The organism is Cellulomonas aerilata (assembly GCF_007991755.1).
GTDB classification, from domain to species: domain Bacteria; phylum Actinomycetota; class Actinomycetes; order Actinomycetales; family Cellulomonadaceae; genus Pengzhenrongella; species Pengzhenrongella aerilata.
Map to the genome: position 1 here is coordinate 53,389 of NZ_BJYY01000017.1, position 13,151 is coordinate 66,539.

General features: G+C 74.7%; 12 protein-coding genes. 6 read left to right on the forward strand and 6 right to left on the reverse strand.

Annotated elements, in window-relative coordinates; translation table 11 throughout:
• Nucleotides 1-76: 76 nt before the first annotated feature.
• The gene (locus tag CAE01nite_RS13965; RefSeq protein WP_146905786.1) at nucleotides 77-1,042 is read left to right on the forward strand and encodes a hypothetical protein; all 966 of its coding nucleotides are present in this window, start codon (nucleotides 77-79) and stop codon (nucleotides 1,040-1,042) included.
• Nucleotides 1,043-1,167: 125 nt separating this feature from the next.
• Here the strand turns inward: CAE01nite_RS13965 and CAE01nite_RS13970 are convergent, their stop codons facing one another.
• The 4 genes from CAE01nite_RS13970 to CAE01nite_RS13985 form a co-directional block, all read right to left on the reverse strand.
• Complete coding sequence (locus tag CAE01nite_RS13970) at nucleotides 1,168-2,166, reverse strand: glycosyltransferase family 2 protein (RefSeq protein ID WP_146905789.1); 999 nt, start codon at nucleotides 2,164-2,166, stop codon at nucleotides 1,168-1,170.
• Nucleotides 2,167-2,190: 24 nt separating this feature from the next.
• Nucleotides 2,191-3,180, reverse strand: a complete 990-nt coding sequence (locus CAE01nite_RS13975; RefSeq protein WP_146905792.1) for a hypothetical protein — start codon at nucleotides 3,178-3,180, stop codon at nucleotides 2,191-2,193.
• A gap of 117 nt (nucleotides 3,181-3,297) precedes the next feature.
• Nucleotides 3,298-4,785, reverse strand: a complete 1,488-nt coding sequence (locus tag CAE01nite_RS13980) for a hypothetical protein (protein WP_146905795.1) — start codon at nucleotides 4,783-4,785, stop codon at nucleotides 3,298-3,300.
• The gene (locus CAE01nite_RS13985) at nucleotides 4,782-5,936 is read right to left on the reverse strand and encodes a YveK family protein (protein WP_146905798.1); all 1,155 of its coding nucleotides are present in this window, start codon (nucleotides 5,934-5,936) and stop codon (nucleotides 4,782-4,784) included. Before CAE01nite_RS13985 ends, CAE01nite_RS13980 begins: the two co-directional genes overlap by 4 nt.
• A gap of 347 nt (nucleotides 5,937-6,283) precedes the next feature.
• Here CAE01nite_RS13985 and CAE01nite_RS13990 point away from each other — a divergent pair, with 347 nt between their 5' ends.
• Nucleotides 6,284-7,288: a glycosyltransferase gene (locus CAE01nite_RS13990; RefSeq protein ID WP_186816591.1), complete on the forward strand. Its 1,005-nt coding sequence runs from the start codon at nucleotides 6,284-6,286 to the stop codon at nucleotides 7,286-7,288.
• A gap of 78 nt (nucleotides 7,289-7,366) precedes the next feature.
• Here CAE01nite_RS13990 and CAE01nite_RS13995 read toward each other — a convergent pair whose 3' ends face one another.
• Together CAE01nite_RS13995 and CAE01nite_RS14000 are read right to left on the reverse strand one after the other, a co-directional pair.
• A complete protein-coding gene (locus CAE01nite_RS13995; RefSeq protein WP_146905804.1) occupies nucleotides 7,367-7,978 on the reverse strand; it encodes an HAD family hydrolase in 612 nt (203 codons plus the stop codon).
• Entirely contained in the window at nucleotides 7,971-8,573 is a 603-nt protein-coding gene (locus CAE01nite_RS14000) for a phosphoribosyltransferase (RefSeq protein ID WP_186816592.1), read from the reverse strand. Before CAE01nite_RS14000 ends, CAE01nite_RS13995 begins: the two co-directional genes overlap by 8 nt.
• Before the next feature lie 332 nt (nucleotides 8,574-8,905).
• Between CAE01nite_RS14000 and CAE01nite_RS14005 the strand changes: the two genes are divergently transcribed.
• The 4 genes from CAE01nite_RS14005 (at nucleotide 8,906) to CAE01nite_RS14020 (ending at nucleotide 13,107) form a co-directional block, all read left to right on the forward strand.
• Nucleotides 8,906-9,832 carry a glycosyltransferase gene (locus tag CAE01nite_RS14005; protein ID WP_146905810.1) on the forward strand — a complete coding sequence of 309 codons (927 nt, stop codon included), beginning with the start codon at nucleotides 8,906-8,908 and terminating at the stop codon, nucleotides 9,830-9,832.
• 184 nt (nucleotides 9,833-10,016) lie between these two features.
• Nucleotides 10,017-10,895 (forward strand): glycosyltransferase family 2 protein, encoded by an 879-nt coding sequence (locus tag CAE01nite_RS14010; RefSeq protein WP_146905812.1) that lies wholly within the window; start codon nucleotides 10,017-10,019, stop codon nucleotides 10,893-10,895.
• A gap of 146 nt (nucleotides 10,896-11,041) precedes the next feature.
• The gene (locus CAE01nite_RS14015; protein ID WP_186816593.1) at nucleotides 11,042-12,037 is read left to right on the forward strand and encodes a glycosyltransferase family 2 protein; all 996 of its coding nucleotides are present in this window, start codon (nucleotides 11,042-11,044) and stop codon (nucleotides 12,035-12,037) included.
• The gene (locus CAE01nite_RS14020; protein ID WP_146905816.1) at nucleotides 12,037-13,107 is read left to right on the forward strand and encodes an alpha-hydroxy acid oxidase; all 1,071 of its coding nucleotides are present in this window, start codon (nucleotides 12,037-12,039) and stop codon (nucleotides 13,105-13,107) included. The genes CAE01nite_RS14015 and CAE01nite_RS14020 overlap by 1 nt, the downstream gene beginning before the upstream one ends.
• The last annotated feature ends 44 nt before the right edge of the window (nucleotides 13,108-13,151 follow it).

A 13,151-nucleotide genomic window follows, 5' to 3' on the forward strand; every position in this document is an offset into this window, starting at 1 on the left:
CACCTTGTCGGGGGGCAAGTGCTGCCCTCCCCTGTGGACCGTGCGCTGCACGGTCCTCCGACGACACGGAGTCCTCGTGCCCCGACGCCTCACGAACGTGCCCGCCGCTCGACCCCATCGGCCCAGCCTGCGCTCCCGGGTGACCGGCGGCCTCACCGCCGCCGCAGTCCTGGGGACGATGCTCGTCGCCGCCGCCCTGCCGGCCCACGCGGTGACCCCGTCTGCCGCCGGGACCCTCGACGCAGCCCTGGCCACGACCACGACGTCGCCCAAGCTGACGTGGCGGCCGCCCGCGCTGACCAGCCCCACCACGGTGACCGTCTCCTCGACGAAGCACAACCTGTCCCTCGCCGCCGGCAGGGACTACATCATCAAGATGCCGACGACGCCGCTCGACGTCCGTGGGGGCCTGACCATCGCCGGCGGTCGCAACGTCGTCCTGATCGGCGGCGAGATCCGCAGCACCCGGACCAGCTCCGTCGCCAACGACAAGCGCGGCCTGTACCTCGTCAACCAGACGGGCACGCTGCACGTCGAGGGCCTGAAGATCACCGGCAGCACCCTGGCGGAGGGCATCAACCTCGACCAGCGCGCCGGGGGCACGGTCCAGCTGCAGAACATCCGCGTCGACACCGTGTACGGCAGCCTGAACGGGCACCACGCCGACGTCCTGCAGACGTGGGGCGGACCGGCGACCCTGCGGGTGGACCGGCTGACCGGCTACACGACCTACCAGGGCTTCATGTTCCAGCCCACGCAGTTCGGCTCGCCGAGCCCCAAGCTGTTCGACCTGCGCAACATCAACATCGTGGGTCGGACCGGCAGCGGCTACCTGATGTGGCGGGACGGCAAGACGTGGCCGATGAAGATCACGAACGTCTGGGGGAAGCCGTCCATCACCGGGCTCCCGCGGGGGCAGTGGCTGCGCCCGGACAACACCACCTACGGCTTCGGCTACGTCAAGGTCGGGACCCCGTCCACCGGCGACTTCGTGCCGGCGACCCGCGCCGGCACGGCGTACGTCTCGCCCGGCTACCTCTGAGCCGACGGGACGGCCCTCAGCGGCGCCCGGGACCGAGCGGCTCCGGGCGCCGCTGATCCACGCCGCACGACGCCGGACGAGGACGGGCACGGGGTCGCCTACCCCGTGCCCGTCGTTGTCTTCTGTCAGAGAGCGGGGTGACCGGCCCGCTCGAGGTGGTCCAGCGTCCCCTGCTGCTGCACGATGCGGCGCACCAGCCGCGCGACGGCGACCGCGACCCGCGGGTCCGGCACGCGGGTGCTGGCGCGCAGCGCCGGGATCAGCGCTCCGAGCACGAGGCGGCGCACGGCCGGACGACGGCTCGCCCCCACGACCACGGCCACCGGCGCCGGCAGCCCCGCGGTGTAGACGTCGACGTCCTCGGCGGCGGAGTCCGGGTGCCGCAGCGACAGCTCGGCGCGGCCGGCGCCCTCGCGCCAGCTGTCCCGCAGGAACTGGTCCACGGTGCGCGAGTGCCGGTGCGTCGACCGCAGGTTGCGGTCGAACACGCCGACCAGCCCGGCGGCCGCGCAGGCCAGCCCGGTCTCGCGGTCCTCGTGGCGGTACCCGAACTCCTCGAGGGTGCCCAGGCCCGCCCGCTCGTAGCCGGCCCGGGTCATCGACACGTTGCCGGTCCACAGGTGCTGAAGGACGTCGGTGGGGTCGCTCTCGTAGATCCGGCAGCGGCCCTCGTACTCCTGCGCGTACATGATCGTCGCGAAGGCGGCGCCCGTGGCGTTCTCCGGGACGGCGGTCGGCATGTAGCCGACGACGACCTGGTCGTCCCGGCCCTCGTGCGCGGCGAGGTGCCCGCGCAGCAGACCGGGCGCCGGCAGCACGTCGTCGTCCAGGAAGACCAGGACCCGTCCTCGCGCGCGCGCCATGGCGCGGGCATCCGCCGCACGCTTGCCGCCGTGCTCCTGGCGCAGCGGCACCACCCGGGCGTCCCGCTCGGCGAGAGCCTGCAGCGCCTCGGAGGTGCCGTCCGTGCTGCCGTCGTCGACGACCACGATCTCGCTGGAGGCCACGTCGTCGGCGAGCAGCGCCTCGACCACGGCCACGACGGACTCCCGCCGGTTGCGGGTGGGGACGAGCACGGAGATGTCGGGGTCCGGGCGCGCCGGATCCGGCAGAGGGGAGGTCATGGCCGAATCCTGCCAGACCGCACGCTACTCACCGTCGCCGTCGAGGTAGCCCGGCGACTCGTACCCGAGCCCCGCGCGGCCGTCCGGCACGAAGTCGCCGCCGGGCGGCACGCCGACCCGGACCTCGGCCCAGCTGCCCTCCGCGTCGTCCGTCGCCCACGTCAGCGCCTCCGGGTCACGCTCGTCCGCGAAGTCGCCGTCCGTCGGGGGCGCCACCCACACGTCCCGGACGTCGACGTCCCACGCGCCGCCGTCGCGCCAGAGCATGTAGCGCGCGCCCCCCTCGCCGACGATGTTCACGTGCCGCAGGTCGACCGTGTCGGGGTCCTCCTCGAGGAACTGCCGGGGCAGGAGGAAGAGCCCCTGGTAGTTCGTGCGACCGGTGAGACGGTCGACCCGGAGCACCGCCGGCCCGGCCCACGACTGGATGACGTCCGCGTGGTGGCTCTCCTCGGCGCCGTGGACGGTGTCGATGCGGATGTTCTGCAGCTGGACCGTCCCGCCCACGCGCTGGTCCAGGTCGATGCCCTCGGCGAGCTCCGGACCGGTGATGTACAGGCCCTCGACGTGGGCGGTGCCGGTCTGGTCCTTGAGCAGCAGGCCACGGACCTCGGTGGTGTCCTCGCCCGGCTCGGTGATGCGGATCTCGCCGCCCCGGAGCACGACGTCGCGGCCGCCGACGATCACCAGGCCACCTCGCACGTCGAGCGGCTCGTCCGGCATCCGGACGATGTAGTCCTGGTCGGGCTCGAGCTGGAGGTCGCGGTTGTCCTCGGTCACGTCCACGGTGACCGGGTCCTCGAGCGTCGGCGGGGCCCAGGTGAGCCGGCCCGGCACCCCCGCCTGCTCCGCCCCGCCGCGCCACGCGCGCACGCCGAGCAGCAGCGCCGTCGCCAGCACCGCCAGCGCCACGACGGCGGCGACCACGGTGACGACGAGGCGACGGCCCCTGCGCGGGGCCGTGGGCCAGCCGTCGTCGTGGACGGGTCGGACGGACGTTCCGGTGTCGACCATGGGCCGCTCCTCAGGCTGGTGCACGAAGGGGTGCGTGGGGTGGAGCCGCGACCGGGCTGCGGTCGGCGCGCGCGAGGCCCCCGGCGCCGGGCCGGGGGCCTCGCGACGGCGACCGGCTCAGGCGCTCGCGCCGAGCCGCCGCCGGATGGCGAGCTGCCGGGCCACCGCCGGCTCCGGCCTGCTGCCGGCGAGCCCGACCACCGCCCCGGCCGCCGCGAAGAGCGACTGCGGCGTCCCGGCGTTGGTGACGTAGGGCCAGATGAGGCAGGCGACCGGCAGGAACACCAGGACGCCGAACACGGCCGCCGACGCCGCCCGGACCGAGCCGTCCTCCATCCGTGCGGCCCGCCAGGACCGACGTGCCAGGACGATCAGGGAGATGGCCGTGACCAGCAGGAGGCCCACCCCGCCCCGCAGGATCAGGGTGATGTACTGGCTCTCGGTGAACTTGAACGCGACGTCGTTCGGCCCGACGGACAGCCCGAGGGGCGCCGCCTCGGCCAGGAGCGGGATGTAGTCGTTCTGCCACACCTGGATGCGGAACGCGAGCGTCTGCGGAACCACGCCGTCACTCATGCCCGTCGCGCTCGTCGGCGTCGTCTGCTGCTCGTACCGGGCCACCAGCGACGGCCAGAACAGCGCGGTGCACAGCGCGGCGCCCAGGACGAGCGCGATGAAGCCGCGCTGGAACCGCCCGACGACCACCGCTGCGACGAGGAACCCGACGATCACCCAGAGCAGGGTCGTGATGGTGACGGACAGGACGAGTGCCGCGGTGTCGATGGCCAGCACCGCGACGAGTCCCCGTCGCCGCAGGACCTCGGTGTTGTCGCGGAGCAGCAGGACCGCCGCGATCAGCAGCGGCACCACGAGGTAGCCACCCAGCGAGTGGGCGATCGTGAACGGACCGGTGATCCGGGGCGTCAGCTCTCCCGGCTCGGGCTGGAGCCCGGAGCCGACCGAGGTGAGGAGCATGTCCCGGACGCCGGGGGCGTCGACGAACTGCAGCAGCCCGAGCAGCGCCGGGACCATGCTCACCAGCAGCACCCAGCGCAGCACGACGTTCGTCTCCGCCCGGCTCGAGATGCCGCGCGAGACCACCCACCAGGTCGCGAAGGTGAAGGCGGGGAACAGGGCGTCCCGGAGCAGGACGGCGAGCTCCAGGTCGCCCCGGATCCCGTTGACGACGCCCACGACCAGGCCGAACACGGCGACCGCGGCGAGCGAGACGTCGACCGCGTTGATCCGGCGCCACCGCCCGAGCCGTCGCACCAGGAGGGGCACGAGGCACACGACGAGCAGCAGCTCGGACAGCTTGAAGCCGGGGACCGGGAAGTCGCGGCCGAGGCCGGCCATCGCCGGCACGACCGACGCGACGACGACGGAGGCCACGAGGGGCCGGCGCCAGATCAGCCCGATCAGGACGATGGCCAGCACCGCCCCGAGCGGGGCGAGCGGGTGCACCACCGAGGTGAGGCCCACCACGACGGCGGCGACGGCCGCGGCCACCAGCGTGGCGATCAGCGGACCCGGACCACCGTCCCCGTCACCGGTGTCCTGCTCGGTGAGGGTCCGCTCGAGCTGGTCCGGCCGGACTGACGTCACGGCCGCCCGGCGAGGTCCCGCGCCTTGGGGCGCTCGACCTCGGGGTGGTCGTCCGCGGCGGGGGCCGCCGAGGCCGCCGCTGCGAGGGTCGCGGCGCGGGCACGTGCCCAGCGGCGCGGGGCCGGCGTGAGCGCCACCGCGACGGAGGTGATGTCGAGCGAACGCAGGCGCATCAGCGCCCGGTCGGCCGAGCGGACCGGCGTCCCGGCGGGCAGCACCAGCACGGTGGCGTCGGAGCGCTGGACACCGAGCTCGCCCTCGTTGCCCGAGCCGAGCACGCCGTGCGCGGTCCAGGTGGCGTGCGGGATCGGGTCGCCGTCGGTGGCGCTGCGGCTGAGGTTCTGGTTGGCCACGTGCAGGATGTCCGCCAGGTCGGCCGCGATGCGCGCCGACGCACGGTCGGTGGCCACGATCGCCACCTCGCGGACGTCCGGCGCCAGCCGCAGCGCACGCAGGGCGAGGACGTCACCGGCGACCCGGTTGCTGCTCCGGGAGAGGTCGATGACCGGGAGCTCGGTCATCGAGCGCAGGTCGACCCCCGACCGGATGCGCGAGTCCAGGCGCTCCAGCAGCATGGCGACCGCGAGACCCAGCAGCAGGCCGGCGACGATCCCCACGGCGCGGTTGGACACGTTCAGCCCGCCCTCCGAGCTCACCTGGGCGTCCTGCAGGAGGATGAGGTTGCCGACCGGGATGTTCGGGGTCACGCCGCTCGTCAGGGCGGTGTTGAGACTGGTGAAGTAGGCGCGGGCGAGAGCCTCGTCCGCAGCCGTGAAGCTCACCTCGACCACGGCGGTCGACTCGACGGCCTCCACGCTCATGCTCGCCGCGAGCTCGTCGCGCGAGGCGCCGGTCTGCAGGCTCACCGAGTCGAGGATGCTGGGGTCGGTCTGGAGGATGACGGCGTAGGTCCGCGCGAGCAGCTGGGCGTCGTTGGGTGTCGTGGTCCGCAGCGGCGACGCGGGGTCCGGCCGCTCGACGACCCGCACCGGGACCAGGAACCGTCCCTCCGCGGTGGACTGCGGGGTCGGGACGAACGGTGCGCTCGCGCTCGCCGCGGCGGCCGTCAGGACGGTGATGCCGAGGACGACCCACCAGAAGCGGCGCAGGGCGCTCCACACGTGGGTGCTCGGGGAGGCAGATTGATTCACGCGTACTCCTCTGTGGTGGCGGGCCGGCAAGGTTCGGCCCCGCAGGCCGCAGCACACGGTGGTCGAGCCGGACACCCGCCTCTCGGGCGGCGTCGAACGCCCACGCGGCGATGAGATCCCAGACTACTGCAGGTCCTCAGGCCGTCCCCGGACGCGTCGGGGCAGTTCACCCGGTCGCAGGAGCATCTTCACCCGTCACGCGCAGCGCGTTCACAGGAGGCCCGCCGGGGAGCCGGGGCGGGCCCGCCCGCACCCCCCGAAAGGGCGTAGGCCGACGCCGGCTCCGGGGCGGTGGTGAGAGCATCAGGGCGCCCGCACGCCTGGTCGACGACCCGAAGGACCGTACATTGCCCCGCACCCAGAGCCCGCTGCCCCGTCGCGGCGGTCGTCCTGACGTCGTCCACGTAACCTGGCAGCGCCACGGCGGCCGCGCCGAGGAGATCGCCCACGCGCTCGGCGGTCGCCCCCTGCACGTCTACCCCGCCGGGCTGACGCGGCGCCACCTGTTCCTGGTGCGGTACGTGCTCAGCCTGCTGCAGACGGTCGCCGGGCTGGTCCGCCTGCGCCCGAGGTCGGTCATCGTCACGAACCCGCCGGTGTTCCCCGGGCTCACCGTGGCCGCGTACAGCGCCCTGACCCGGCGCCCGTTCGTGCTGGACAGCCACCCCGGCTCGTTCGGCGACATGGGGAACGCGGTGGCGCGACGGATGCTCGCCGTGACGCAGTGGCTCGCCCGCCGTGCCTCCGCCGTCATGGTGACCGTCGACTCCTACGCCGAGCAGGTCGAGTCCTGGGGCGGCCGCGGCCTGGTGGTGCACGAGGCACCGCCGCTGTGGCAGGTCCCCGCGGCTCCCGGCCGAGCTCGCCGTCGCGTGCTCTACGTGGGCGTCTTCGCCAAGGACGAGCCGGTCGAGGAGGTCGTCCGGGCGGCGGCGCTGCTGCCCGACATCGACGTCGCCCTCACCGGGGACCTGGACCGGTGCCCGCCCGGCCTGCGCGAGAGCGCGCCCGCGAACGTGGACTTCGTGGGCTTCCTCGGCCCGGCGGCCTACGCCGCCGAGTTCGCCCGGGCCGACGTCGTGATGTCTCTGACCACGGAGCCGACGTCCATCATGCGGTCGGCGTACGAGGCGGTGTACGCCCGCCGACCGCTGGTGACCACCGACTGGCCCTCGTTGCGCGCCGTCTTCCCGACCGCCCACCACACGCCGAACGAGTCGAGCGGTCTCGCCGCGGCGGTGCGGGAGGCCCTGCTGGACGGGCCCGAGGTCCTCGACGTCGCCCTGCGTGAGCAGGAGCAGCGGTGGGCCGAGCAGGTCGCCGGACTGAGGTCCGCTCTGCGCCTGGGGTGAGCGCCGCCGCGCGGGGCGGCGGGGCTGCGCACCCGGGGCGGCGGGGGCTGCGCACCCGGACGGGGTGCGCGGCCGGCCTCAGGCCGGTCCGGCCCCGCTGCCCGGGCGCACCTCGAACTCGCGGATCCGGCCACCGTGCCGGACCTCGTAGACGACGTCCGCCAGCTCGGCCATCGGCAGGTCGATGACGGTGTCGTCGGTGAGGAACACGTCCACGCGGTCCAGCCCCGCCGCCCGCAGGCGGACGGTCTTCTGCGGGCCCTCGTTGTTCACGAGCGTCCGCTGCCGCACGTAGCTGGCGTGAACCTCCGGGATGTCCAGGGCGGCGGCGAGGTGGTCGGCGTAGACCTGCGGTGCGGCGGTGGTCAGGATCGTCCGACCCTCCCACTCCCGGACCATCGCCACGACCTCCGGGTGGCCGTGCTCGGCGAGCATCGTCCGGGCCCAGTCGGCCACCTGGTCGGCGGGGACGCCGGCACCGAGGTCGCACACCAGGCGCTTGAACGCGTGATGCGGGAGCACGTGCAGCTTGCGCAGCACCCCGGCGGCGACGAGCGCGCCCAGCGCGGCGGGCCTGCGCTCGGCCACCAGCCGGCGGGTCAGGAAGCGCACGAAGTACGGGAACGTGTTGACGTCGACGACTGTGCCGTCGAGGTCCGTGGCGAGCACCCCGCCGCGCTGCTCAGGCATCGAAGCTCCCCGGCAGGCGCAGGAGCAGCCGGGGCCGCAGGACGTAGTCGGGGTGCACGGGCGGCCGGCGCCAGGTCGTCGCGATGACCGCGGTCCGGACCTGCGCCTGGGGGTTGGCGTCCTTGACCGCGTCCACGACGCCCCGCAGGGTCTGCCCCGAGTCGAGCGTGTCGTCGACCACGAGCACGCGGGCGGCGCCCGCGACGGCGCGGGCCAGCGACTCGCGGTCCACGATGCGCCCCTGCACCTCCGCCTGGTCGGAGCCGTGGCGGCGGACGTGCACGTAGTAGGCGACCTCGCGGTACTCGACCTCGAACCAGCGGGCGAGGTTCGCGACCCGCTCCGGCAGCGAGGCGAGCAGGCGCGAGACGGGCCGGCTCTGCTTGATCAGCGTGCCCGGCCGCTGGCTCTTCACGATGGCCACCGTGCGTCCTCCGAGCGCCTGGGCGATCGCCTCGGCGACGTCCGCGCCGCCGGTCGCGATCCCGACGACGAGGTCGGGGTCGAACGGCCGGATCCGGTCCGCGAGCTGGACGCACATGGCCCGGAGCTCGCTGTGCGTGACCCGCTTGACCGCCGGTCTCTGCAGTACCACGACGTCTCCCTGTGTTGATGAAGGTGACCCGAAGAGCGACGTGCGGTCACCTCGGCGCGGGCCGCAGGACGGCCCACGGTCCATGTCTACTTCACGACCGGCCCGGTTTCGCACCGGAGAGCGTGCCGACCGCCTCACTCACCCGCAGATGCGTACGGACGGGTGACGTCGGCGACGCGCTCGGTGCGCGCTGCTAGCGTCCGGGACGCCATGCTTGCGCCCTGACCCGTTGCACCCGATCAGGAGGTACCGACATCGCCCGCGTCCATCTCGTCGCCTCCCTCGGCGGACACCTCGAGCTGCTCCAGGTCGTCGCGCCGGAGCTGGACGGCGTGCAGCGGACGTGGTTGACGAGCGAGGGCGTCGCCGCTGCCCGACTGCGAGGGCGCGGCGAGCGCGTCGTCACCCTCCCCCGGCTCGACCGCGGCAGCGTCAGCCCTCGGTCCGTCCTGGCCGGCGTGCTCGCGGCCGTCCGTGAGCGGCCGAGCGTCGTGGTGACGAGCGGGGCGGGGCTGGCGGTGCCGTTCTGCGTGGCGTCGCGGCTCCTGGGCGCCCGGCTCGTGCACGTCGAGACGATGGCCCGCGTCACCAGCGGCAGCACCTCCGGCCGGCTGCTGGCGCGGATGGCCGACGCCGTCCTGGTCCAGTGGCCCGACCTCGCCCGGGTCTACCCCCGGGCGGAGGTGTGCCGTCCGGCGCTGCTGGAGGACATCGGCAGTCCCCGGCCGGGCGGGACCGGCACGTTCGTGACCGTGGGGTCCCACGACCAGGCCTTTCCCCGGATGCTGGGGGCCGTCCGGACCGCAGCGCAGGACGGGCTCCTCCCGCAGCCGGTCCTCGTGCAGCGGGGGGTGGCCGACCAGCTCGACGGCCCGCTGACGAGCGTCGAGTTCATGCCGCGCGAGGCGTTCGAGGAGGCGATGGAGTCCGCCGCGATCGTCGTCTCGCACGGGGGCGCCGGCGCCGTCGCGTCGGCCATCCGGGCCGGCAAGCGACCGATCATCTTCGCCCGCCGCCGGGCACTGGGCGAGCACGTCGACGACCACCAGCTCCAGCTGGCGAGGAAGCTCGACGAGCTGGGCCTCGCCGTCCTGGTGGTGGACCGGATCACCCCCGAGGACGTCGCCGCGACGCGCGACGTGCGTGGGGCACCGGTGCAGTCCGGGAGCCCCCGGGTGGCCGACCGCCTGCGTGACGTCGTCGCGGACCTGCTCACGCTGCCGCGGACGTTCCGGGTGCTGCGGCCGACCGCGCGCTGACCCATGCCGGCGCGGTGCGGCGGACGGGCAGCACCGTCCCCGTCGTGACCAGCCGCTGCGGGCCGGTGCCCCCTTCCGCCCCTCCCTTCCCCTCCTCTTCTGGGGGACTTGCCCGCCGTGCGCCGGGCGACGACCCGCCCCCACGCCTACAGTGACCCCGCTGGACCGACGACGGGACGATCGCATGCGGCTGACGGTGGTGATCCCGGTCAAGGACGGCCGCGGCGTCGTCGGGCAGCAGCTGGACGCGCTCCTCGCCCAGGTCGGCCTGGAGGACTTCGAGGTCCTCGTCGTGGACAACGGCTCCACCGACGGCACGCCCGACCTCGTCCGCACGTACGCCGGGCGGGACCCGCGCGTGCGCCTGCTCGAGGCCCGTGACCGGGCCGGCGCCTCCCACGCCCGCAACGCCGGCCTGCGCGCCGCGCGGTCGCCGTCCGTGGCGTTCTGCGACGCCGACGACGTGGTCAGCCCCGGCTGGGCCGCCGCCATGGCGGACGCGCTCGAGCACCACGCGCTTGTCGGCGGCCCGCTCGAGTGGGACCGCCTCAACCCGACCTGGGCCGCCCGGGCACGGGGGCGCGTGCAGAAGGACGGCTGGTCCGTGCTCGTCCCCGGGCCGCCGTGGCCGTACCCCTTCGCCGCCAACACCGGCGTCCGACGATCGGTGGCGCTGGAGGTCGGCGGCTACGACGAGGACCTGCCGTGGGGCGGGGAGGACAACGACTTCGCGTACCGCCTGCGGGCCGTCGGCATCGAGCCGGTCTGGGTGCCGGACGCCGTCGTGCACTACCGCGCGCGGACGGACCTCCTCGGGCTCTACCGCCAGGGGCGGGGGTACGGCGGGGGGTTCGTCGCGCTGGCCCGGCGCTGGCCGGAGGGCTGGCCCGAGCAGCCCTCCGCCCCGTCCGCGCGTCAACGGCTCCGTTTCGCACCCCGGCTGGTCAGGTCCGTCCTGCGCGGCCGGAGCCACGTCGCCGCCACCCTCTTCCAGCTCGGCTGGAGCAACGGGGTGGCGGCCGAGGTGCGCGACGGCCGCCGTCGCGCCTCGCCCGCGACCTGAGCCGGCGCGACGGTCGGCACGGCGGTGACCTGCGCACGCGGCCGGCTCCTCGCACCGTCACCCGATGGGACCCGAGTGCCGGACGGAGCGGGTGAGATTCGGTCCGTGCTGCGGCTGTCATCGTTGCCCCGGCATACGGTGTCGCCGTGCCAAGAATCCACGACGGTCGCGCCCCGCTGATCTCCATCGGGGTCCCGGCCTACAACGCCGAGACCTTCATCGTCGCCGCACTGGAGTCCCTGCTCGCGCAGGAGGTCACCGACCTCGAGGTCGTGGTCTCCGACAACGGGTCGACCGACGGGACCGAGCGGCTCTGCCGCGAGATCGCCGCGCGCGACCCCCGGGTGCGCTACGTGCGTCAGCCGGTCAACCGCGGGGGCGCCGCGAACTTCAACGCGGTCTTCGCGCTCCGCCACCCGGGCGCCCGCTACTTCAAGTGGGCCGCGGCCGACGACGTCCACGACCCGCGCTACCTCACGGCGGTCCTCGCCCTGCTCGAGGACCCGACCGTCGCCGTCGCCCACACCGCGACAGACGACATCGACGAGGACGGCAACCGGATCAAGCTCTGGGGCGACCAGGGCATCCGTGCCGACCACCCGGACGTCGCGGTGCGATTCGCCGACCTGTCCCGGCGCAACCACGAGTGCTTCAGCATCTTCGGCCTCATGCGGACCGAGCTCCTCGCGTCCACCCACGGCCTGGGCATGTACCCCGAGTCCGACCGGGTGCTCCTGGCCGAGCTGTCCCTGCAGGGCCGCCTGGCCGACGACCCGCGGGTCCTGTTCCACCGGCGCCAGCACTCCGGCCGCTCGGTCCACGCGTACCCGACGGCACGGTCCCGGGTGGCGTGGTTCAACCCGGGCCTCGTGGGCCGGCCGGTGTTCCCGGAGTGGCGGCTCGGTCGCGGCTACCTGGAGGCGGCCCTCCGGGCGCCGCTGCGCACCGAGGACCGCGCGCGCGTCCTCGCGACGATGGGCGGCTGGACCGTGTCCCACGGACCCAAGCTGGCCCGCAACCTCGCCCGGACCGCCGTCGAGCTCGCGCGCGGCGAGGTGAGCGTCCGCCGCAGCCCCGCACGGGCATCGGCGCCCGCACCGGCACCCGGGCCCGAGCCGGCGCGCAGGGCGAGCACCGTCTGATGGGCCTGACCGTCCTCGACGGCCACCTGCGGACCGCAGCGGAGACCTTGCCGAGCGAGGTGTTCGAGTACTACTCGTCCGGCGCGGGGGACGAGCGCACCGTGGACGAGGCCGCCGAGGCGTGGTCCCGGTTCCGCATGCTCCCGCGGGTCCTGCGCGACGTCGGCACGGTGGACCTGCGCACCCGGCTGCTCGGGGACGCGTTCGCGTCGCCGGTCGCGATCGCGCCGGCGGCGTTCCAGACCCTGGCCCACCCGGACGGCGAGCTGGCGATCGCGCGGGCCGCTCGCGCCACCGGGACCCTGTACGGCGTCTCGACCCGGGCCGGCGCCCCGCTGGAGGACATCGCCGCCGAGATCGGCGGGCCGTGGTGGTTCCAGGTGTACGTGATGCGCGACCGCGACCTGACCCGCCGCCTCGTCGAGCGCGCTGTCGCCGCCGGGGCCCGGGCCCTGGTGGTCACCGGGGACACCCCCGTGGTGGGCCTCAAGCGTCGTGTCACCGGCACCCGCATCGCGATCCCGGACGACAGCTACCTCGTCAACCTCGAGCGGCACCTCGCCGGCGTCGGGTCGGCGCAGGCGCGCGCGGCCGCGGAGCAGGACCCCACCGTGACGCTCGACGTGATCGGCTGGCTGCACCGGATCAGCGGCCTGCCGGTGCTGGTGAAGGGCGTCCTGCGCGGGGACGACGCACGGGCGTGCCTGGACGCCGGTGCCGCCGGCGTCGTCGTGTCGAACCACGGAGGGCGCCAGCTCGACCGGTCGCTGCCGAGCGCGCTCGCGCTGGCCGGCGTGGTGGACGCGGTGGGCGACCGGGGCGTCGTCCTGGTCGACGGCGGCCTCCGCTCGGGGCTGGACTGCCTGGTCGCGCTCGCGCTGGGCGCGTCCGCGGTCCTGGTGGGGCGTCCGGTCATCTGGGGCCTGGCCGCCGACGGCGCCGACGGCGTCACGGCCGCGCTGCGGTCCCTCGGCGACGACCTCGCCCACGTCATGGCGCTCGCCGGCGCCGCGTCCCTCGCGCAGGTGGACCGCTCGCTCGTCGCCGGCGCCCAGCACGCTCCCGGCTGACCGGTTGACCGGCTGACCGGCTGACCGGGGCCACGGTCGAGCCT